This is a genomic window from Thalassobacillus devorans, from assembly GCF_900176565.1.
GTDB lineage: Bacteria > Bacillota > Bacilli > Bacillales > Halobacillaceae > Thalassobacillus > Thalassobacillus devorans_A.
Map to the genome: position 1 here is coordinate 1,260,019 of NZ_FXEH01000006.1, position 22,228 is coordinate 1,282,246.

The 22,228-nt window shown below is 41.4% G+C and carries 24 protein-coding genes; 3 read left to right on the forward strand and 21 right to left on the reverse strand.

What is annotated here, in order from left to right; all coding sequences use genetic code 11:
• Positions 1–87: 87 nt before the first annotated feature.
• Positions 88–1,155, reverse strand: a complete 1,068-nt coding sequence (locus B9Y67_RS17265; RefSeq protein WP_085508624.1) for an AI-2E family transporter — start codon at positions 1,153–1,155, stop codon at positions 88–90.
• A gap of 237 nt (positions 1,156–1,392) precedes the next feature.
• Between B9Y67_RS17265 and B9Y67_RS17270 the strand changes: the two genes are divergently transcribed.
• Positions 1,393–2,082: a general stress protein gene (locus B9Y67_RS17270; RefSeq protein ID WP_085509231.1), complete on the forward strand. Its 690-nt coding sequence runs from the start codon at positions 1,393–1,395 to the stop codon at positions 2,080–2,082.
• 96 nt (positions 2,083–2,178) lie between these two features.
• Here the strand turns inward: B9Y67_RS17270 and B9Y67_RS17275 are convergent, their stop codons facing one another.
• The 18 genes from B9Y67_RS17275 to B9Y67_RS17360 form a co-directional block, all read right to left on the reverse strand.
• Positions 2,179–3,219, reverse strand: a complete 1,041-nt coding sequence (locus B9Y67_RS17275; RefSeq protein ID WP_085508625.1) for an oxidoreductase — start codon at positions 3,217–3,219, stop codon at positions 2,179–2,181.
• Positions 3,220–3,855: 636 nt separating this feature from the next.
• A complete protein-coding gene (msrB, locus tag B9Y67_RS17280) occupies positions 3,856–4,818 on the reverse strand; it encodes a peptide-methionine (R)-S-oxide reductase MsrB (protein WP_085508626.1) in 963 nt (320 codons plus the stop codon).
• A gap of 91 nt (positions 4,819–4,909) precedes the next feature.
• Positions 4,910–5,440, reverse strand: coding sequence for a VrrA/YqfQ family protein (gene vrrA / locus B9Y67_RS17285; protein ID WP_085508627.1), 531 nt, complete (start codon positions 5,438–5,440; stop codon positions 4,910–4,912).
• Positions 5,441–5,508: 68 nt separating this feature from the next.
• Positions 5,509–6,195 (reverse strand): uracil-DNA glycosylase, encoded by a 687-nt coding sequence (locus B9Y67_RS17290; protein ID WP_085508628.1) that lies wholly within the window; start codon positions 6,193–6,195, stop codon positions 5,509–5,511.
• A gap of 382 nt (positions 6,196–6,577) precedes the next feature.
• Positions 6,578–6,826, reverse strand: a complete 249-nt coding sequence (locus B9Y67_RS17295; RefSeq protein ID WP_085508629.1) for a DUF2584 family protein — start codon at positions 6,824–6,826, stop codon at positions 6,578–6,580.
• Positions 6,827–6,888: 62 nt separating this feature from the next.
• Positions 6,889–7,245 (reverse strand): DUF5365 family protein, encoded by a 357-nt coding sequence (locus B9Y67_RS17300; RefSeq protein ID WP_085508630.1) that lies wholly within the window; start codon positions 7,243–7,245, stop codon positions 6,889–6,891.
• 74 nt (positions 7,246–7,319) lie between these two features.
• Positions 7,320–10,436 carry an AAA family ATPase gene (locus tag B9Y67_RS17305; RefSeq protein WP_085508631.1) on the reverse strand — a complete coding sequence of 1,039 codons (3,117 nt, stop codon included), beginning with the start codon at positions 10,434–10,436 and terminating at the stop codon, positions 7,320–7,322.
• Between the two features lies 1 nt (position 10,437).
• Positions 10,438–11,589 carry an exonuclease SbcCD subunit D gene (locus B9Y67_RS17310; RefSeq protein WP_085508632.1) on the reverse strand — a complete coding sequence of 384 codons (1,152 nt, stop codon included), beginning with the start codon at positions 11,587–11,589 and terminating at the stop codon, positions 10,438–10,440.
• Between the two features lie 150 nt (positions 11,590–11,739).
• Positions 11,740–11,961 carry a YozE family protein gene (locus B9Y67_RS17315; protein ID WP_085508633.1) on the reverse strand — a complete coding sequence of 74 codons (222 nt, stop codon included), beginning with the start codon at positions 11,959–11,961 and terminating at the stop codon, positions 11,740–11,742.
• A 275-nt stretch (positions 11,962–12,236) separates the two neighbouring features.
• Positions 12,237–13,037, reverse strand: coding sequence for a twin-arginine translocase subunit TatC (gene tatC, locus B9Y67_RS17320; protein ID WP_085508634.1), 801 nt, complete (start codon positions 13,035–13,037; stop codon positions 12,237–12,239).
• Positions 13,038–13,197: 160 nt separating this feature from the next.
• Positions 13,198–13,386, reverse strand: coding sequence for a twin-arginine translocase TatA/TatE family subunit (locus B9Y67_RS17325; protein WP_085508635.1), 189 nt, complete (start codon positions 13,384–13,386; stop codon positions 13,198–13,200).
• 21 nt (positions 13,387–13,407) lie between these two features.
• On the reverse strand, positions 13,408–13,623 hold the full coding sequence (locus B9Y67_RS17330) for a twin-arginine translocase TatA/TatE family subunit (RefSeq protein WP_085508636.1): 216 nt from the start codon (positions 13,621–13,623) through the stop codon (positions 13,408–13,410).
• A gap of 180 nt (positions 13,624–13,803) precedes the next feature.
• Positions 13,804–14,403: a molybdenum cofactor guanylyltransferase gene (mobA, locus tag B9Y67_RS17335; protein ID WP_085508637.1), complete on the reverse strand. Its 600-nt coding sequence runs from the start codon at positions 14,401–14,403 to the stop codon at positions 13,804–13,806.
• On the reverse strand, positions 14,400–14,894 hold the full coding sequence (locus tag B9Y67_RS17340; protein ID WP_085508638.1) for a dihydrofolate reductase: 495 nt from the start codon (positions 14,892–14,894) through the stop codon (positions 14,400–14,402). Before B9Y67_RS17340 ends, mobA begins: the two co-directional genes overlap by 4 nt.
• A gap of 14 nt (positions 14,895–14,908) precedes the next feature.
• Positions 14,909–15,868 carry a thymidylate synthase gene (locus B9Y67_RS17345; protein WP_085508639.1) on the reverse strand — a complete coding sequence of 320 codons (960 nt, stop codon included), beginning with the start codon at positions 15,866–15,868 and terminating at the stop codon, positions 14,909–14,911.
• Between the two features lie 35 nt (positions 15,869–15,903).
• Entirely contained in the window at positions 15,904–16,500 is a 597-nt protein-coding gene (locus tag B9Y67_RS17350) for an HD domain-containing protein (protein WP_085508640.1), read from the reverse strand.
• Between the two features lie 12 nt (positions 16,501–16,512).
• Entirely contained in the window at positions 16,513–17,373 is an 861-nt protein-coding gene (locus B9Y67_RS17355) for a DUF72 domain-containing protein (protein WP_085508641.1), read from the reverse strand.
• Between the two features lie 685 nt (positions 17,374–18,058).
• Positions 18,059–19,729: a formate--tetrahydrofolate ligase gene (locus B9Y67_RS17360; protein WP_085508642.1), complete on the reverse strand. Its 1,671-nt coding sequence runs from the start codon at positions 19,727–19,729 to the stop codon at positions 18,059–18,061.
• Between the two features lie 273 nt (positions 19,730–20,002).
• Between B9Y67_RS17360 and B9Y67_RS17365 the strand changes: the two genes are divergently transcribed.
• Complete coding sequence (locus tag B9Y67_RS17365) at positions 20,003–20,203, forward strand: cold-shock protein (protein WP_062446268.1); 201 nt, start codon at positions 20,003–20,005, stop codon at positions 20,201–20,203.
• 207 nt (positions 20,204–20,410) lie between these two features.
• Positions 20,411–20,797: a ribonuclease HI family protein gene (locus B9Y67_RS17370; protein WP_085508643.1), complete on the forward strand. Its 387-nt coding sequence runs from the start codon at positions 20,411–20,413 to the stop codon at positions 20,795–20,797.
• 9 nt (positions 20,798–20,806) lie between these two features.
• On the opposite strand, the gene B9Y67_RS17375 is transcribed toward B9Y67_RS17370, so the two are convergent.
• Both B9Y67_RS17375 and B9Y67_RS17380 read right to left on the reverse strand, forming a co-directional pair.
• Positions 20,807–21,124: a DUF6123 family protein gene (locus B9Y67_RS17375; protein WP_085508644.1), complete on the reverse strand. Its 318-nt coding sequence runs from the start codon at positions 21,122–21,124 to the stop codon at positions 20,807–20,809.
• Between the two features lie 40 nt (positions 21,125–21,164).
• On the reverse strand, positions 21,165–22,004 hold the full coding sequence (locus B9Y67_RS17380) for a sulfurtransferase (RefSeq protein ID WP_085508645.1): 840 nt from the start codon (positions 22,002–22,004) through the stop codon (positions 21,165–21,167).
• Positions 22,005–22,228: the final 224 nt, after the last annotated feature.

The following is a 22,228-nucleotide window of genomic DNA, read 5'->3' on the forward strand; positions in this document are numbered from 1 at the left end:
TTCCTACTTCTCCAAAAGTGAGCCTAAGGAAGCTTAAGGATGAAAATTTAACACTGAAATTTAACAGAATATAAACACCAAAAATAACTAAACGACTTTTCTAAGTCTGAAAAAGGAGTACAAATTTTTAATGGTAACTTTAACAACAGCATATAGAGGAATAGCGATTAGCATCCCTATAAATCCATATAATGACGCCGCAGTTATCAAAAGGAAAATAATGGTCAAAGGATGAACATCCAAACGATTTCCGAGCACCACCGGGGCAACCAGACTGCTTTCCATTTGCTGGACAATTGCCATGGTAATCAGTACATATACGACCATGGAAGGTTCTTGTGTCAGTGCAACGATAAGAGATGGCAGTATACCGATGATTGGACCAAAAAATGGAACGACAGCGGTAAGTGTTACAAATATGGACAGTACCAGAGCATAATCAAGACCGATGATTAAATAACCGATATACATCAATACTCCATCGACTACTGCCACTGTGATTTGACCAATAATATAGGCGGACAATGTCTGGCTGATATTTTTTAATATCTTTTGACCTTCCTGATCATGCTTTTCAGGGATGAGTCTTAACATAAATGGAATAAAACGATGATCATCTTTCAAAAAATAAAACAATACGAAGGGAACTACGATAAGCACAGTGGCTGCACTGGTAATAGCGCTTAAGACTTCCGGCAAATTTTCACCTACAGTCTGAACCATGTCTCCCGAAAAGCTGGTAGCTTTTTGTCTGAGGCTGCTTATAGAAATCATCCCCATATCGTTTTCTTCAATCGCCTGTTCTGTTTTTTCTGCAGATTTCTTCAGATCTTCCGGTAATTTATTCGTGATATTGGAAATTTGTTGTTGCAGTGTCTCAGCCATAATTAAATAGGCAGTATAAATAAGACCAGCTATCCCTGCAAAAACAATTACCACCGCTAAGCTATTCGGCACATATTTATACTTGGAAAAGAATCTTACGAACGGCCGCAAAATGAAATAGAGAAATCCAGCGATCAATATCGGATAAAACACGCTCTCTATTACTACTTTGACTGGTTCAAAGAATCCAAGAACCTTCAAAAAGAAAATACTGATTAGAATTAATATTAAACCGGTTATATATTTGAAAAAGGGGTGTTTCGTCCACATTCATTTTCTCTCCTTACTGCTGGCACAATTTTTCATTTACCATCACTCATACCACTGATCGGTTGGTTTCTAACCTCAGTTAACTTTGTAGAAACAGGAATTACCGTTTATTATTCTTCAATATTACCCTTATTAATTAAAGTTTTTACGAAAAGGAAAACGAGCCGTGATGCATACAATTTTTGTTAACGGGGTATGGGGTAATGTGTACAAATTCAAAGGAGGATGATGCTGATTATGGATAAAAAGCTCATTGGAGGCGTATTCACTCACGTGGGAGACGCAGAACGAGCAATCAGAGATTTACAGAATCATGGTTATAGCGGTAATGACATTTCTGTCTTTGCCCAGGATAAAAACAAGGTTAATGTGCTGGAAGATGAAACAGATACCACCGTTACATCCAATAAAGGCGGCAGGGGTAAAAACGCTGGTAAGGGTGCCGGAATCGGAGCAGCTTCGGGCGGTGTCCTCGGCGGCATTGCCGGTTTAATAACAGGTCTTGGTCTGTTGGCTATCCCAGGAATCGGTCAAATTGCAGCGGCTGGTCCGATCGCAGCAGCACTATCTGGCGCAGGCATCGGTGCCGGCGGTGGAGGGATCGTCGGAGCCATGGTAGGAGCTGGTATGCCGGAAGCAGAAGCAAAACAGTATGAACAATATTTAAAAGATGGAAAGACGATTGTACTGGTTGAAGCGGACGAAAAGAATGAAGAAAAAGTCTACCGTACCTTCCTGACCAACAAAACAGAAAATAAGTCAATGTATCCTAACAACATAGTAAATAATGAAACAAACCATAACAGAGACCCACTTGAAAATGTGGATTTGACACAAAGTGAAGACTCAGGTCCAGAAAGAAAAACCAGCTGGATTAATGAGAACTCGAATCAGACGACTGGAACCAGGAGCCGAAGCAGACGATAGACAATTTAAGTTGCATTAAAAGCAAATAGTCCAACCATATGGATGATCACACAATAGTAGAACACAAAAAGCCCAGAGGTAAACTCTGGGCTATCTTTATACTAGAATTACTTTCTTTTCTTTACTACTTTGAAAGGCAGCCTCAATAATTTTAATAACGGATAACCCTTCATATGCTGTAACAGGAAGACATTTCCCCTCCAAAACACTTTCAGCAAATTTTTCATAATAAGTTGTATAGGAGCCATTTAATGTTTCAATCAACTCTTGCTTTACTTCTTCCCCATCTACTGTATGAAGTTCTCCATAAAATTGTGGATCATCTGCTCCCCACGTATAATCGGTCGGCTTTTTGCCAGCTATAAGTGCAGATTCCTGTCCATCAAGGCCATATTTAATAAAGCTTCCTTTTGTTCCATGCACCTGAAAACGCGGTCCACTCTCTGGAACAATTGAGCCAGAATGTAAAATAACTCGTAGCTTATCGTATCCTAAAGTAATATGGAAATAATCATCCGTTTCCGCTTTTTCTCTTTGGGCAAATACATCGGCTGATACGAATTGTGGCCAGCCAAAAAGATGTAAGGCTTGATCTATAAGATGAGAGCCTAAATCATATAGTATGCCCGAGCCAGGGCCTTGTTTTTCTCTCCAACGATCTCTTACTTTCGGTCTGTATCGATCATAATGAACCTGATAAGTATTAATTTCTCCCAACACACCATCATTTACTAGCTTTTTGACTGTTAAGAAGTCATTATCCCATCTTCTATTATGATAGACGCTTAAAAGCAGATTTTTTTCTGAGGCAATTTTAATTAGTTCCTCTGCCTCCCAAGTTTTAACAACCATCGGTTTCTCCAATATTACATGCTTTCCGGCCATTAAGCTTTGTTTTGCCATTTCAAAGTGCATACCGCTTGGTGTTGTAATAATGACTAAATCAGTCGTTTGATCTTCAAGAACCTCTTCTAAGCTACCTACTACAACTACATTTCCTAAATCCTTTTGAACCTCTTTCTTTTTAGAACTAACAACTTTCGTCAACTCATATTCCTTTAATACACTAAGAAATGGCGCATGGAATGTAGCACCTGAAAAGCCATATCCAACTAAGCCAACTTTGATTTTTCTCATTTGATTACCCCTCCACTTTCTTCTGTCACAATTCAGACACACCGAGACGCCCCGGACGGTTCTGGTGCTTCTTCATAAATCATTAACCAAGGATGAACATATAAAAGAAATCACTTTAATACGTAACTTTATATTTTCAGAATTCTAAAAACATTTTAAGCACCATTCAGTATTTTCATATTTTTTCCTAACTATATTAATCTATCTCTTATTGAATCTTTTATCCGCTTATGTAACATGGATAACTCATAATTGATTGATTTTTTTATAAAGCATCAATACGTTTTCTTCTTGTTCCTTCCGTAATTTTCCAGTATCCAAAAGTTATTGTCCTGTCTGCTAAAAGTGAGATGATCTCCATTACTTTTTTCATGAGTACATTTTTTTCGTGTAAGTAATATCAATCACTATCCTTATTCAATTCTCCAATCAAAGTTGAATCCCTTCCCATGTTAAAAAGCAGGAGCTCTTAGGTGAGCTTCCTGCTTAATCAACATAAAGTATTTCGACTTACTTATAGTTGAAGAAATACATCGCTCTTTTTTCTCCAACCAGCTCACACACTCCACATGTGTCGTCTAAGTGCTACATAGTCACATTAAATCCATTTAATATCTCAGGTTATCTAAGGTGACATTAATCAAACAAATAACGGAGATATCCATACCCTTCTTCTTCCATCTTCTCCTTAGGTACGAATTTAAGTGCTGCTGAATTGATGCAGTAGCGCAGGCCGCCTTTATCTCTCGGACCGTCTTCAAAAACATGTCCCAGATGGGAGTCCCCTTCCTGACTCCGGACCTCGGTCCTGATCATCCCGTGGGAAGTATCGGTATTTTCGGCCACTTGCTGTTTTTCGATCGGTTTGGTAAAGCTTGGCCATCCGCAGCCGGCATCGTATTTATCCGTAGAACTAAATAATGGTTCCCCGGATACGATATCTACATAAATGCCCTCTTCCTCGTTATCGTTGTATTCATTACGGAACGGCGGTTCTGTACCATTTTCCTGGGTGACAAAATACTGCATATCCGTCAGCTGATGCTTCAGTTCATCCTTGTCCTTTTTATAACCCCAGTTCTCTTTGATGAAATCAGCTCGGCCGGAACCTTTTTTATACAGGTTATAATGAAACGACTGTTTTTTATAGTAGTCCTGATGGGCTTCTTCAGCAGGGTAGAAAGGTTTAGCTGGCAGTATTTTGGTTACAATCGGATCTTTAAATTTGCCACTTTCCTCAAGAGTTCGCTTACTGCTTTCAGCTATTTGCTTCTGTTCTTCGTCATGGTAAAATATGGCAGTTGTGTAATGTTCCCCCCGGTCGTTGAACTGTCCTCCTGGATCGGTAGGGTCGATCTGCTGCCAAAATATTTCGACCAACCGCTCGTAAGAAAAAATTTCAGGATTGTATGTGATCTCTACCGCTTCCACGTGCCCTGTATCTTTCGTAAAAACATCTTCATAGGAAGGGTTCTCTGTATGGCCGCCCGTATATCCGGAAACCACCTTCTCTATACCCGGTCGTTCATCAAATGGCTCGACCATGCACCAGAAACAGCCGCCAGCAAAGGTAGCTTTTTTCAAATTCTGTTCAGACATATTTAAAACCTCCAAGAAGAAAGTGTGAATATAACACGTATTTCCCTTATTCTTTCGGTTTTAGGAAAAAAAATCAAGTCACATGCACAGCTCAAATATATAATTTGGGCTGTGATGTGCCTTGATTAGAACGAGAAACTTTATTAGAACGTAACGCACTGGAAGATTCCTCGCGCCTCCTATTGCTTTCCCGATTGCTGCTCACTCTTGATTCCATCCTGTCCGGAGAACTCAGAGAGCTTTCTGCCTGTGTTTCTGTTTCTTCATCAGGCTCCCGCATGATTTTCCATAGATTGATCAATGTTGGTATGTTTTTTACCATCGGTCCATATTGCTGGATCATCGGTGCAGCACTCTGGGCGACTTTCAGTACTTGCTGTGCGTTCCCAAGCATAGAAGCAAAATCAGTACCGCCCCCCTGGACGGCTCCAAAGCCTCCATGCGCTGCAGCACCTGCTCCTCTTTTAGCTAAAAGTTTGGATAGGAATCCTTGCTTTTGCGGCATTCCCCTGAACTGATTACCCATTCCGAATTGATTCCCATACGAACCGATTTGGAAAGGCGATTGCCCGCCAAACCCTGGTGGTCTTCCTCCCATCGGAGGTCTTGCAGGTGGAAACATATCTATCCCTCCGTACTCATTGTCTCGTCATAGGATAGTATATGTGCACTTGCTGAGTTTGCATGGGCTTAAGCCCTTGTTACGTGATGTGGCAGCTCCCAATCGATCGGCGACTCGCCTATTTCCTCCAGGAAACGATTAGCTTTTGAAAATGGGCGACTGCCGAAAAATCCTCGATACGCCGATAATGGACTGGGATGTGGGGATTGAATCACATAGTGACGGCCGCGATCGACAAACGAAGCCTTCTTCTGCGCATGTTTTCCCCACAGCATGAATACTACTGGCTTTTCTCTTTCATTCAACACCTCAATGACTTCATCGGTGAATGTTTCCCAGCCTGCTCCCTGATGGGAGTGTGCCTGATGTGCCCTGACAGTCAGCACATTATTCAATAATAATACCCCTTGCTCGGCCCACGGCTTTAAATAGCCATGATTAGGAATTTCAAACCCTACATCAGCTTCCAGTTCTTTATATATATTTTTTAAAGACGGCGGTATATCAATCCCCGGCTTAACTGAAAAACTGAAACCATGTGCTTGATCTGGCCCATGATATGGATCTTGTCCTAAAATGACTACTTTTGTATTTTGATAGGATGTTGTATGCAGAGCCTGATAAATCTCATGCATGTCCGGGTAAACGGTATGATGGTGGTATTCCTTTTTCAGAAACTCCCGTAGCTTCTGGTAGTATTTTTTTTCAAACTCCTGCTCCAGCAGTGGCGCCCAATCGTTATGTAATATCTTCATATCCCTCACCCTTCCTTTCACAACTCTATAAAAATAATAACAAAACCTATCAATTTAACAAAAAAATTCTCCAGGTAAATGCAACCTGGAGAATGGATAGGATTTCCCGCTTCATTCACTTTTATTCTGATACCAAATCTGCTGTAATGATCAAGGCTATAAAACCACTTAGAATTAAACCAAACAAAACACTGCTGAGCATGTTATCTTCCCCCTATTGAAAATATTCATGTAGCTACTTAAAGTATAAGGTGAATATCTTCATAACAAACGTAGGGAATGTGGCAATTCTTTGAATCTTGTTGGGACAAAGGGAACTAATTCAGCAAAGTATTTCCCGGGCAAGCGCAAAAACAGACGTCTTTCGCTATACGGAGATCCGTTAATTGACACTATATAGCGAAATTAGTTGATATTTGCAAGTAGTCTGTTGATTTTTGAAAATCAATTCGACAACTTTCCCGCTTCCGATCAAATCCGCATCCGGATGGCGCTTGATTTCGATTATTTCCTCCATGGGAAATATTTTATAACCCTCGAAAGTGATCTCAAATATATTATCCTCTGCATTGATCCGTTTTTCCTGGCCTTCCGTAATCATTTTCCATTCCATTGAAAATGGTGTAGACATGGCTAAACCTCCGCTCTTCTTTACTTTTATCCTATTTAATTACAAAGAGAATTACAAGCATCTTAGTGGTAGCGGCGATAATTTTTTTCAGGAAGTTCGAATAACCGTGCTTCAAAAGGAAAGGAAACTCCGTGTTTGGTGAGTATCTTTTTATTAGATTCAAACAGATAGCCATATTTTTCCTGCTTATTTGAGGAAGCATCCAGCAGATGGATAATCGTCTGAAGCGCAATCGTCATTTCAATGATGTCAGCCTGATCCTTGACATCCAAATCTGGCAAGTGAAAAATATCAGTGTTTCCTAATTGTCTTAAATAAGATGTAGAAAGATAACATGGTAATATTTCGTCTTGAAATTGTCCCCATAGCCCATGTAACTCTTCCACCTGAGCTGTCGTTGGTGCATTAATAACTTTCATGTGAAACGCCCTCTCTGCTTCTAACATGTGCATTTAATAATATAACATGAGAGAAACATAGTTTTAAAAAGTAATTAATGGAATACAAACTGTACCGTTGAGCCTTCCGGACTTGGTGAAATATGGAGCTTCGCTTTAATTTCCTCTTTCAATTGGGGAACATGGGAAATGATCCCAAGCATACGGTTGCCGTCCTGCAAATCTTTCAGACAGCCGATCGCTTGCTCTAACGATAAATCATCAAGGGTGCCGAAGCCTTCATCGATGAACAGAGTATCCAGCTGCACGCCTCCTGCATGAGCCTGGACGACATCAGCCATTCCTAAGGCAAGGCTCAATGCTGCCTTGAATCCCTCACCACCTGAAAGTGTTCGGACCGAACGCTGCAGCCCTGTGTGATGATCCATAACTTCCAAATCAAGACCACTCTGGGCTCCACGTTTTGCGACCTGGTCACTTCTGATCAGCTGGTAGCGATGATCAGTCATTTGATCGAAGCGGATGTTTGCCTGCATAAGAATCTCATCTAAGAATGCAGAAAGAACGTACCGTTCAAAGGATAGACGCAAGTGATTTTCTCCTCTGGCTAAATCGGCAAGTTCACCAATATCATAATAATCGTTCAGCAATTGCTCCTGTTCCTTATATAACGACTCCACCGCTGTTTGAACGTCCTGAATCATTTTAAGATGCAGTTCGGCTTCGTTTTTACGCGAAGCGAGTACTTCTTTCACTTTCTCTTCCTGCTCGAGCTTTGCTTGTAATGATTCTATTTCAGGTTCTTCCTTGTCTTTCAAGTGTGCTTCCAGTTCCGCGGTCTGCTCTCCATTCGTGACCAGCTTCTGCTTGTACTGTTCCAGTTTATATTTTAATTTTTCCCAGTCTTCCTTAGGAAGCTTAACCGCCTGGTAGGCTTCTAAACTGGCAAAATCGTACTTGGTTAGCTGTTCCTCTAACTTCTCCTGCCATTTTGCGACCATCTGTCTGCTTTCTTCTGTATAATTGGTAAGCTCAGAAACTTCCACTTCCAGCTTTTGCAGTTGTTCTTTCTTCTTTTCAAACCGTTCTTTTACTTCTTCCCATTCTGCTACAGCCTGGTGATAATCCCGTTCCATACGGGCAATCGTTTCTTTCATTTGCCCTAAACCGTCCAGGGTGGTGTTCATTCCTTCACTCAACTGTTCGATCCATGTTTCTGTTTTCACGAAACTGTTCTCAAGCTGATTGTATTGTTCCCGCTCAGCTTCCAGTTCGCTTTGATAGGCTTCCAGCTGATTATCCAACCGCTTCGCTTTTTCATTTGCATCAGCTATTTCTTTCAGTTTGGCCTCTATTTCCGTTATTTTCTGTTGATACATAGCCATCGCTTCTGCCTGTTTTTGCTGTACTTTCTTAATCGTTTCCTCCTGAAGGTCAGGAACATGTTCAGCGACTTCTTCATGAACCGCTACGAGTAACTGTTTTTGTGATTGTCCTTCCGCCTTCAGTTGTATATTTTGCTCTTCCTCTTTCTTGACAGCTTCTTCAGCCTGCCGGTACTTTTCCTGTAACTGCTCGACAACCTCCAGGGATGAAGTTCCCTGGCTGGATGCCCCAGCCGGAGAAGGATGGTGTTCAGAACCGCACACCGGGCAGGGTTCTCCTGCTTCAAGGGAACTCGCTAACAGGAAAGCGTGCTGCTGATTCAATTCTTTTTGCTTTTCATCCAGCTGGTTCTTCATATGCTCGGCTTCCGAAACCTTTTTATCGTATTGCCGTCTGAAATCCCGGTACCTGTTTCGCATCTTCAAGATGTCTTCATTAACTTTGACTAATTTTTCGATTCTATTTTGAATGGTTTTTTGTTCCTGAAAATCCTGCTTCCACTGATAATAAGCTTTATTCCATTCACTTTCCCGCTTAAGCATCCCCTGGAGCTCTGTCCTTTCCCGTTTGTTCGCTTCAACTGCATGCTTCAGCTTTTGAATAGCTTGAGATTTTCCTTCCAGCTGCTTTCTGGCCTTTTCTTTCTCTTCGTGAAGGACTTTCAGTTTGTTAAGTTTCTCCAGCTCCTCTTTGTTTCGTTTGATATCTTCCTTTAACCGCTCCCGCTCTGGTTCTTTTTCTGATTCTTGTTCATATGTTTTCTGAAGTTTGACGAACTGTTCGCGGTTTTCAGCAAGATAAGTCTGTTTTTGTTCTAACTGTGCTTTCAAGCGTTCATAATCCTGCTGCCGGCTCTTCCATTGCTCCTCGACCGGTATCACTTCCATCGCATTTTCAGCTTGCGACAGTTTTTCTTTCACTTTTTCCATTTCCGGCTGTTGCTGCATCAATGCTTGTTTTTCTTCCTGGTATTTTTTCAACCTCGAAAAACCTTCCTGCAACTGCTTGGCCTGGTAAAAGGACTCCTGCGTCTTTTTTAACTTGACGTTTTGTTTTGTCAGCTGCTCCTCCACGTGCTGTAGGGAACTCTGCCCCTGTTTTTCTTTTTGTTCCAGCATTGTCAAGATCTCTTTCGGATCTTCTAACGTATCAACATCTTCATCTTCGTCCCAGGTAACTTTAGTTGTCTCTTGTTTGATCTTCCATTGATACTGGCTTATCTCTTCTTTTAATTGCCTGGAGTGCTGTTTAAGCTCCTCCGTGACTCTTTCATAAAAATGGGTATGGAAAATGCGTTGGAGTATTTCTTCCCGTTCTTTACTGTTCTCTGAAATAAGTTTTCGAAATTCTCCCTGTGGAATCATGATCATTTTACGAAATTGCTCATAATCGAGGCTGATCATCTCTTCCAGCGTTTCATTCACTTCTTTAATACGAGAAGCTGCTAATATTTCTTTTTCTCCATCAAGCAGATACAATTCTGCTTTTGCAGGATCCTCGGTAAACCCCTCACCTCTCGCTTTTTTCTTCGGCTGTTTCGGTGTTCGGATAACACGATAGGTTTTCCCTCTCAGTTCAAACACAAATTCAACACTTGTCTGTTCATCCGGTTCAGCAAAGTGACTGCGCAAGGTATCCTGATCCCGATCGCTGCCACTTGCTTTTCCGTATAATGCAAAGCACATAGCATCAAATATCGTCGTTTTTCCCGCTCCAGTCGGACCAGTTACTAAAAATATCGATTCTTCCCCGAGTCTGCTGAAATCGATATGCTGTCTCCCACGATAAGGTCCGAATGCGGTAACAGTTAATGTAATAGCTTTCATGTCATTTCACCCGCTCTTCAGTCATTAATTTATTGATGACTTGTTCAATATGCCGGCTCCGTTTTTCAGGGATAGCGTCCCCTTTCATTTCTTCATAAAAGGAAGCAAATAAATCCGTATGAGACATTTCCTGACGTTCTTTGATTTTTGTGAGATCCTGTAGCTTTTTTTGTGAGGAGAGCATATTCCGTTCGAGTCGTAATATATTTGGGTATTTCCTCCGTAACTTCCCCATCGGATCCACTAACTGACCGTCATCCAGCAATTTCACATGAAGATAATTTTCCGGATGAGCAGGCAAATCCTGATTCAAAAAGTCATCCAGGTAGCCTTCTACAACTTCAAGGTCCCGTCGTGGTTTTAGGGGCACTTGTCTGAAGGTGGTATCTTCACCGGTCAGGTCTACAATTGTGACACCCTTTCGGTGGTTCGCTTCAGAAAAAGAATACTTTAAGATGGACCCACTGTAACGAATATGTTCGGACCTTACCCGTTGTGGCTGATGCAAATGCCCTAATGCCACGTAGGAAAAATCCTCAAACAGTTCTGCATCGATATATGGACTCCCGCCTATCATCGATAACCTTTCTTCCGATTCTGTTTCCATTCCACCGGCTAAAAAGGAATGACCGACCCACACATGGCGCTCTGACATATCATGATTCGATTTTATATGTTCAATCATCCGTTCCGCAGCCTGGTGATGAGATTGGACGCGATCATCGTCAAAAAACTGTCTTACTTCCGCCGGTTCCAAATAAGGGACCAGATGAAAATGGACCGGCCCATGTTCGTCGTGCAACGTGACAGGTTGAAATTCACCTTTTAATTTTGTATCTAAATATAATTGCTGAGACCGGAATAACTGACTGCCGAACTCCAGTCTATCCGGACTATCATGGTTTCCTGAAATCGCTAATACCGGGATTTTTTTATCGATTACCAATCCCGTCAAAACATCATTCAACAATTCAACCGCTTCTCTTGGAGGGATCGAACGATCATATAAATCGCCTGCGATAATGATTGCATCCGGCTGCTCGTCATCTACTATCTTCATAAATTCTTGTAAAATATAGCGCTGGTCCTCCGTCATATGTACACTGTTGACAATTTTACCAAGATGCCAGTCTGCGGTATGTAATAGTTTCATTGAATACCCTCACTTTCATACTTGAATACACTGTTCATAGTATAAGCTTATTATACACGAACGTGGGTTCCGTTACGAACAACAGGGAAATGTTACCTGTTGGTAAAATGAAAAACCGCACAACCAGCCAGCTGCACGATTCCATTTTAACTATTCTTTTTCATCCACTTGATAAGACTCCCATAACCGATCAAAAACGCTAAGTGCTTCTGGGAATGGAGCATTCCATTCCAGATAGTCACTAACTTCATGATAAGATGTAGATTGCTTAGGAAAACTATGATCCTCAAACATCCAGTCTGCCAATTCTTTTTCGTGATCTTGCTGCTTGTTCCCTCTGAATCGCATCATATAATGGTAAAATGAACGCACCCAAAGCTCCCCCTTACTTCATACGAACTATTGTATAAGTTTTATCATGGTTTTTCGTTAAAATCAATGAATTAGTGATAAACCTCACTTCCAGACCTAAAGTATGCTGGTATTATATAGATGTGCAAGTGATGATCCTTTGTTTGTGACTTGGCCTTGACTATAAAAACAGTTGAGGTCTTTTTTTTTGAAAAATTACAGCCCTTTAGCTCCTGCATGCTTAGACTATATCGCTACATAAAAACCCGCTGTCACAGAGGACAGCGGGTTTATTGTCAGCTTCCATACTCATCATCTTCGAAATCCTGCTCCATAAATTCGCGGTGATGCTTTAATTTTTTGCGATACACGACACGAGAGAGAATGATACTCACTTCGTATAAGATAATCAGTGGAACGGCTGTCACCAGCTGTAAAATAAAATCAGGTGGTGAAATCATGGTACCTATGATGATCAATACAAAATACGCATACTTTCTGATTTTCACTAACATAACAGGGTTGATCACGCCCAGGCTTGTCAAGAACATTGTGATGATAGGTATTTCAAATAAAATAGCAAACGGGATGGTCACCCGGAACAAAAACTTGAAATAACGATCGACCGTGAAAATTTCATTGAACATTCCATCATTCAAGGATAACAAGAACGGAAGTATCAATTGGATAAAAATGACATAACCGAAAGTCAATCCAGCTAAAAATAACAAAAATATAGCCGGGATATAAGAAAGAGAAACCTTTGTCTCTTTCGGTGTCAAAGCCGGTTTTACAAATAGCCAGATTTGCAGGCTGAGAATTGGCAGTGTACCGATCAAAGCAACGATACTTGCCATGGAGAAATAAATCCAGATGATCTCCCCAGGGCTCGTTACATGTAAGTCGAATGCGAGATCACTGACAAAGAACTCATAAATATCTTTAATAAAAATGAATCCAGTAATAAAAAAGGCCACAAAGGAGACAAGGGTCCAAATGATCCGCTTTCTCAGTTCTGTTAAATGGTCTGTCAAATTCATTTCGACGTCTTCTATTTGTTTCTGTTTTTTCAACCTCAACACCTCCCGCTGCACCATTCCAGTTTAAAGCTCAAGCGTTATGTACTCATGCTCGTTTGACGTGCCGGCATAACCTGCATCTTGCAGGGGGCCGTCAAGCATATGCAAATGTAAAACTTCCTATCCCACAAGTAAAGAAGATGCAAGGTCGCCCCTTACACCTTCCTGGTATTCATTGTTATTTGTTATCATTTTTATCGTCCGACTTTTTATCATCATCCGACATCATATCATTGGTGGCTTTCTTGAACTCTTTTAAGGAACTGCCTACAGCTTTACCTATTTCAGGAAGCTTGGACGGGCCGAAGATGACTAAAGCAATGACTAGTATCAAAATCAAACCAGGAACGCCGATGTTACTGAACATAACTATCACCTCTAAGAGAGATTATTTATTCGATGATTGCTGATCATCCGTGAACGCTTGTTTTACTTCTTTGACATCACCGGCTACATCGCCTGTCATGTCTTTCGCTGACTTTTTAAATTCACTTAAAGTCTGGCCAGCAGCTTTACCTATTTCAGGAAGTTTTGATGGGCCGAAAATAACCAATGCAATGACTAAAATCAAAATCAACCCAGGTACACCGATACTTGTTAACATTCCTTTCACCATCCTTCCCAAAATAGATTACAAGATAGAAACGATTTATCATGGTCCCATTATAACGGTTCCGCACTTGAAATACTGTAGTTTTTTCACTGTTGTCATAAAATGTTCGATTGTTTAAGCGAATCTTGTCTCAAGCAACTACATTCTACCACGGATTACGGTCCATGTCCTTTAACTCTTAATTATTTTTACAATTTCTTGAGCTTTCTCATAGTCCTTTGGATCGTTCATATTAAAAAAGTGCCTCTCCAGTTCAACCGTATCGATGGATGGAAACTGGTCGACGAACACCGTATCCGTTTCGTTGAATAACGCCTTCATGCTTCTCTTGCCTTGATTTAAAAGCTCCCCGGCTTTCTTATAAACTTCGACTGAGTAAACGCCTGACATCGGGTGGAACTTTCCATTGAAAACGGGGATGGCAATATCATGGCCCACCACCTGTTGTTTTAAAACTTCATAGACAGCCGGAGAAAGGAAAGGAGTATCGCAGGCGGATAACAGATAATAATCAGAAGGAAGATAGTGGATCGCAGCATGCAGTCCCGCCATCGGCCCTTCTCCCTTAAATACATCAGGATAAGAAGGAATATCCACAAAAGCAAAGCGTTCCTTCTGATTAGTGATGATTGCCCTCTGATCTGTTACCATGCTAAGTTTCTCGTCCACCCATTGGATTGTCTTGAAGCCTCCTAGCTCAAGCAGCGCTTTATCGGTTCCCATCCTGCTTGACTGCCCGCCGGCTAATAAGACCCCACAATAGTCTGTCATTTGTTCACCCGATCATACGTACGGAAATAATAATTATACGGATTTTTCTCATCCTTGACACCTTTTTCTTCATGCGTCAATTCCCACTCATCTTCTTTATACTCTGGGAAGTAGGTATCTCCTTGAAAAGTTTCATCAATATAGGTCATATACATACGATCCGCTTGATCAAGAATCTGTTCAAACAATACACTACCGCCAATAACGAACCACTCAGTTTCAGGGTTTTCTTCATTCCACCTCAGTATTTCGCTCATATCATGAATGATTTTACACCCTGGCTGCTGATAGGACTCATCTTTTGTCAGTATGACATTCTCTCTTTTCGGTAATGGGCGATTGAAGGATTCATAGGTTTTTCTTCCCATTATAATGGTATGGCCGATTGTTTTTTCTTTAAAGAATTTCAAATCATTAGGTAAATGCCACGGGAGGTCATTGTCCTTCCCCATAACCCGATTCCTATCCATTGCAAATAGTAGTGATATCATTTCAGTGCTCCCTTCTAAACAGCAACAGGTGCTTTAATGCCTGGATGTGGGTCATAGCCCTCTATTTTCATGTCTTCCATTTCAATATCAAATATGGAGGACTTTTCTTGATTCAGTTTCAGTGCCGGGAAAGCTCTCGGCTCACGAGCCAATTGGGTCTTTACTTGTTCGGTATGGTTGGTGTAAATATGAGCGTCTCCCAGGGTATGGATGAATTCTCCAGGTTCAAGACCGCATTCATGAGCAATAAGATGGGTAAGAAGTGCATAACTGGCAATATTGAACGGAACACCGAGGAAGATATCACCGCTGCGCTGATACAACTGGCAGGAAAGTCTGCCCTCAGCTACGTAAAATTGAAACATGGTATGACACGGCGGCAGAGCCATGTTTGAAGGAACGTCTTCCGGATTCCATGCGGTTACGATATGCCTTCTTGAATCGGGATTAGTTCTAATGTTGTCTATTACTTCTTTGAGCTGGTCAATCGTTTCTCCCTGGGAAGTCTTCCATGCCCGCCATTGCTTTCCGTATACGGAGCCTAGATCTCCATATGCTTCTGCAAAATGATCATCCTCAAGAATTAATTGTTTGAAGCGGTCCATCTGCTCTTGATAAATAGCATGAAAGGCTTCATCCTGCTGACTGCGGATGCCAAAATCCGTCATATCCGGTCCATCATACTCATCGCTTTCCACCCATTTTTTGAACGCCCATTCGTTCCAAATATTATTATTGTGCTGTAAAAGGTAACGAATGTTGGTGTACCCTTTGATGAACCAGAGCAATTCACTCGCAATCAAGCGGAAAGGCACACGCTTCGTCGTCAGTAACGGAAATCCCTCTGCCAAATCAAATCGAAGCTGCTTTCCAAAAGTGGAATATGTACCTGTGCCAGTCCGATCCCCTTTTTTCGTCCCATTCTCTAACACTTCCTGACACATTTCCAGATAAGCCTGTTCTCCCGTTGTCATATCCCGTCACTCCTCGTCGTTTTCTTTTCTCTATTCTAGCATGTGTGCCACTCCTGATAAAATTGATTTAAATAAGACTCCATTAATGCATGCCGTTCTAAAGCCTCCAGCTTTGCAGACTCGGTATTCATTTTATCCTTAAGTGTCAATAACTTATCATAAAAATGCTGAATAGAGGTTCTTCCTTGTTCTTCATCATAAATTAATTGACCTTTTGCACCACCAAATGCGAAAGTCCTCGCAATTCCTAAGGCACCAATCGCATCAAGACGATCCGCATCCTGCACAATTCTGCCCTCCAATGTCTCAGGAACTTTTCCTTTAGAAAAAGATACATCCTCTATAGCAATTTCGATTTCTGTAATCATTTCAACAGGCACCTTTAGTTCCTTAAGAAAATCGATCATCCTCTTTCTTGCCTGATTAGAGTCAGCGAATAACTTGGCATCTCCTATATCATGCAGCCAGCCTGCAGCTTCAGTCAGAAATAGGCGTGCCCCTTCCTTTTCAGCTATTTGCCTCGCTGTTTTAGCCACACGTTTCATATGAAAGTAATCATGGCCTGTTACATCATTTTCAAACCGTTCTTTTACATAGCTTTCGATTTTCTTTAATAATAAATTCTCATCCATAATTGCTGCTCCTCAAAAGTTGAATAAATCCATTTGTCTTGGATTAAGGTCTTCATATGTGATCCCAAGCATATCAATCAGCTGCTTAGCATTAGCAGCTGCATCGCCGCCGGAATTATTATTAAAAAAGATAGTAATATCCTTTGTTTGCTGCTCCAGTTTCTTAAGGTTTTCTACCCATTCTTCTAATTCTTTCTCGTTATAGCGATAAAGAAAGCGAACAGCACGCCAGTCTTTCCCTTCCCGGCCATTGCGGTTCCATCCATGCACATTCCTTCCATGAAAACGGATTAAGGTCTTATCAGGATGTGTCGGCTCCAGTATGGTAGGCACGGAATTCTCGCCAGCCTGAGGCTCATCGACGATTGTATGAATCCACTTTTCCTCTTTCATGAAGTCAAGCGTCTGTTGTTTATATTGGGGGTCGAACCAGGAACGGTTTCGAAATTCTAAAGCCAAGGGCAGGTCCGGCAGCCAGTCTCGTATCGTTTTCAGTTTTTGGATATGTGCTTTTCGAACATCAAACCAAGGAGGAAACTGAAACAGAATAGCATTCAATTTCCCTGCATCTATGACAGGCTGAATGGATTCTCTGTATTCCTCCATCAACGCCTTCGCTTCCTGTAGCGTCAACTTCGAGCGGTCATGTCCTGTAAGCTTTTGATAGGCTTTTATGACAAACGAAAAGTTTTCAGGAGTCTGACTTAGCCATTTGCGATAATTTTTTTCCGGTTGAATGGCATAGAAAGCTGTATCTACTTCGACTACTGGGAAATGGGAGGCGTAAGCGGAAAGCTTGTCTCCTGCAGCTATACGATCATCATATAACAGATCGTGGTCCCCCCAGCCAGTGACTCCAATTTTTATAGTCATTATCTTTCACCTCGCACTATCCATGATTCCTTTGATTGTAGCAAAAATCTCCCCGCTTATCAGCTGGGAGATTCTTTTGTTACATAGTTATATTGAACGTTGTTGTTAATTTACCAAAAGAGGCTTATTCAACAAAAGGGCCGAAAAGTCGAAGACTTGATTTCAAGATATCAAGGGTTCTTTATCATAATCGAGTCAGGGGTGGCTGGGAAACTACTCGCTTTCCTGCGGGGGAACTGGCAAGCCTCCTCGGTCGTTCCTCTCCCTGTGGGGTCTTGCCTAGCCCCTTCTCCCGCGGGAGTCTCGCAGTTTCCCAACCACCCCATCCGAAAGGTGAGAAAACGAACCCCTGTCAAATTGTAGTGCCCTTCTAAGTTGCTGAATTATATTTGAAGAAAGGCGAGGGCTTTTAGATTGCATTTCATGCTTAACTCACTCTATATTCGAAGGTTTGAGTACGGATGTTTCCGTTCTCTTATAAATGCAAGGAGGTCCGGGAAATTGCGAGACTCCAATGGGAGAACAGTACATGGTGAGATCCCGCAGGGCTTTAGCCCGAGGAAGCTCACCGTACGCCCATGGAAAGCGAGTGATTTCCCGGACCTCCACACCGTTACTACCGTAACGGAAACAATATATCTTGAAACTGAGCCTTCCATTTAAGGGAGCTTAAATGTAATCCATTTTAGAACAAACCTGTGATGGTCCCGTCCTCTTTCACATCCATATTAAGAGCAGCCGGTTTTTTCGGTAGTCCTGGCATTGTCATAATATCGCCGGTGAGAACAACGATAAAGCCTGCACCTGCTGATGCACGCAACTCTCTGATGTTGACTGTAAAATCCTTTGGCCTGCCAAGCAGACTCGGGTCATCTGATAACGAATATTGGGTTTTAGCCATACAAACAGGCAAGTTACCGAATCCGAGCTTTTCGTATTGGATCAGCTGTTTCTTGGCCTTTGGAGATAATTCTATATCTGCTGCTCCATACACCTTTTGAGCAATCTTGCGAATTTTAAGCTCTAAGTTGTCATCAAGTTCATAAACATACTGGAGGTTCGTTTGTTCTGTTTCACATACTTGAACGACTTTGTCAGCCAGATCCACACCGCCTTCTCCACCTTGAGCGAAAACATCAGCGATTGATACAAGTGCATTCCTGGACTCACACCAATGGTGGACAAAATTTACTTCTTCCTCAGTATCTGTCGGGAACTTGTTGATGGCAATGACATATGGCAGCCCGAAGCCTTCGACCGTTTCCATATGTTTTTTCAGATTTTCCATCCCTTTTTTCAAAGCATCCAAGTCTTCTTCCGCCAACTCATTTTTACCTTTACCTCCATGCATTTTCAGGGCACGGATTGTAGCTACAATGACAACAGCATCCGGCTCAAATTCGCCTGCACGTGTTTTAATATCAATGAATTTCTCCGCTCCTAAATCAGCACCGAAGCCAGCTTCTGTTACAACATAGTCACCCAGCTTTGCAGCGATTTTCGTCGCCACAACACTATTGCACCCATGAGCAATATTAGCGAAAGGACCACCATGGATGATGGCAGGTGTATTTTCCAATGTTTGCACCAGATTTGGTTTAATAGCATCTTTTAAAAGTAATGTCAGAGCACCTTCATACCCTAATTGTCCTACCGTTACAGGTTCTTTATCATACGTATAGCCGATCAGTATTTTTGCAAGACGCTGCTTCAGGTCAGCCATATTTTTGGCCAGGCACAGAACGGCCATGATTTCAGATGCGACGGTAATATTAAAACCATCTTCCCGCGGCATCCCCTGGACAGGACCCCCAAGACCGACGACTACATTTCTTAAAGCCCTGTCATTCAAGTCCATCACACGTTTCCATTCAACTCTTCTCGGGTCAATGTTAAGCTCATTCCCACGGTGAATGTGATTATCGATAAAAGCAGAAAGTGCATTATTGGCAGTTGTTATCGCATGGATATCGCCAGTGAAATGAAGGTTGATGTCCTGCATGGGGACGACCTGAGAATAACCTCCACCCGCAGCTCCACCTTTCAACCCCATTGTCGGACCTAAAGAAGGCTCCCTTAGAGCAATGATAGCCTTTTTATTAATTTTATTCAGTGCCTGTCCCAGTCCTACAGTTACAGTCGACTTCCCTTCTCCTGCCGGTGTAGGATTGATGGAAGTGGTCAAAATGACTTTTCCATCCGGGCGATCGGCCAGTTTATCCAGGAGTTTGTCTGAAAGTTTGGCTTTATAATGTCCATATGGTTCCCAATCATCTTTCGTAAGCGCTAACATTTTTGTTATTTCTTCAATCGGTTTCATTTCGGCTTGCTGCGCGATCTCTATATCCGTCTTCATGTAATAACCCCCTTTTATTATGTACAGTATTTATTTTACCCCAGAGATGACAATCTGTTGATACTCCAAGGAGAAGATTAAATTTTCTGACAAGGTGACTGACCGCTGGATATGAATATTTATCAATCATTTTCTATTCTTCCTTGACAATAAAGACACTCATAAGCTATATTAGAAACAAGCAAAACGATGAATAGGTATTAACTTAATATCAGGTTTATTTGTTTTGTAATTAACACGTGTTACGTGCAAGATTTTAGGAGGATTTTTATCATGCAAAACGGTACAGTAAAATGGTTTAACGCAGAAAAAGGTTATGGCTTTATCTCAGTAGAAGGTGGCGACGATGTATTCGTACACTTCTCTGCAATCAACGAAGAAGGCTTTAAATCTCTAGAAGAAGGTCAATCTGTTACTTTCGAAATCGTCGAAGGCGACCGTGGCCCTCAAGCTGCCAACGTAGAAAAAAACTAATTTAAACCAATATACCAAGCGGCAATCTCATGGATTGCCGCTTTTTCATTTGTGTAATTATATCTTCCTCCGTATAATAAAAAACATCATTCTATATTAATATATATCCTTATGGATTTTCCCTTTTGTTAAGCGTAAACTTTTCAGAGACAACATGGCACATGAAGCAGCAATAATTAATCCGAAAGAAATTAAAGGATGAGGATAATGATTGAAGTTTATACAGATGGAGCAGCAGCAGGAGATCCTGGTCCAAGTGCAGCCGGGGTTTTTATTAAAAACGGCAAAGACCATCAGGAATTTTCCTTTACTTTAGGAGAAATGTCTAATCACGAAGCAGAATTCTGGGCAGTGATCAAAGCTTTGGAAGTCTGCCAGAAGCATTTTCCTGAAGAAATCTTATCGTTTCGCAGTGACTCTAAAATTGTGGTAGACACCATCGAAAAAAATCATACAAAAAACTCTAATTTCATATCTTTGCTGGAAAAAATTAATCAACTGCAATCAGGGTTCCCTTATGTCTTTTTCAAATGGATTCCTGAAAAACAAAATGGAAAAGCGGACTCTCTTGCCCGGATGGTTCTAAAAAAATGACCCGCAGACTTACGATGATAAGTCTGCGGGTTTATTATGGCGGATTGCTTTCTGTTTTGACAGGCCTTTTGCTTCTAAAACTCTCCATGCTTTCTTTTTAGAGGTAACACCATCTCTGGAGATATGTTCGAGAACTCCCATATAAAAACTTCCATCAAATGCTTGCTGGAATTGCAACGTAGCCTTGAGAGCGATAATCACTTTCCATACAGGAGCATTCGTGGAATTCATGCCAAAATAAATGAAGCGAACATCTTCATCTGATAGTTTAAACCCTTTTGCCCATAAATCCTCTAGAAAATAGGCTAAAGTATATTGCTGTTTCATGCACCGCCACCCTCTGGTCTGAATTTATTCCGTTCCTGACTTACTTGCTGATAGTTGCCACTTCATTTTCTTCATAAGTAATCCAATCACTAAAACTTCCAACATACAGTTTGACGTTACTAAACCCTGCTTCCCATAAGCCGATAACGTTAGAGGAAGCGGTAACTCCTGAACCACAATAAACAATAATTTCCTGCTTACTTTCCAAATCCTTGAAATGTTTTCTTAATTCTTCTGCCGTTTTCCATAATCCATCTTCTTTGTAGACATCGACCCAATCGTATTGTAAAGCTCCTGGGATATGGCCTTTCTTTTTGTCGATAGGTTCTTCAAAGCCAGCATAACGTTCATAGCTGCGGGAATCGATAAGGGCAGTGTTCTCTTGGTCCTTTTTCATTCTGACATACGATTCTCCGCATGCCATTTCATGTCGCGATTCGATTGTATGTTCCACGGCCTGTTTTAAGTTATCTGGTTTGTCATCTACTGGAAAACCGGCCTTTTTCCACGCATCAAGCCCACCATTCAATATAAATACCCGTTCATATCCACAAAATTTCAATAACCATAACATCCTGGCAGACATGACACTTTTATTTTGGTCATAAGCTATTACGATTGTGTCTTTATCAATTCCTGTAGCCGCAAGATTCTTTTGGAGTGAATTTATGTCGGGAAGTGGATGTCTGCCACCATGTTTTTTTATCTCTCCACTCAAATCTTTTTCTAAATCAAAATAAGCAGCTCCCGGTATGTGTTCCCGCTTATATTTTTTATACCCCTGTTCTGGATCACTTAACTCAAACCGGCAGTCCGCAAACACTACATTTTTCTCCTCTGACCATTCCTTCGCTTTTTCCACAGACATAATATTCGACATAGTCCCTCACCTTTCGACTTTTTTCTATTATAACAAAAATAAAACCAGGTGTCGGTCACCTGGCTGATAGTATGTGTTCATATTGTTTTTGTCTCTGTTCCATACTTGCCGTTGTCTTGTTTCTCCCCTTTAATTTACGAGCAGGAGAGGAGTTAATCTTATTCAGAATATATACGGCTAATCCACTGTAAACAGAAACAGTTAGTCCGATCATAACTATCATA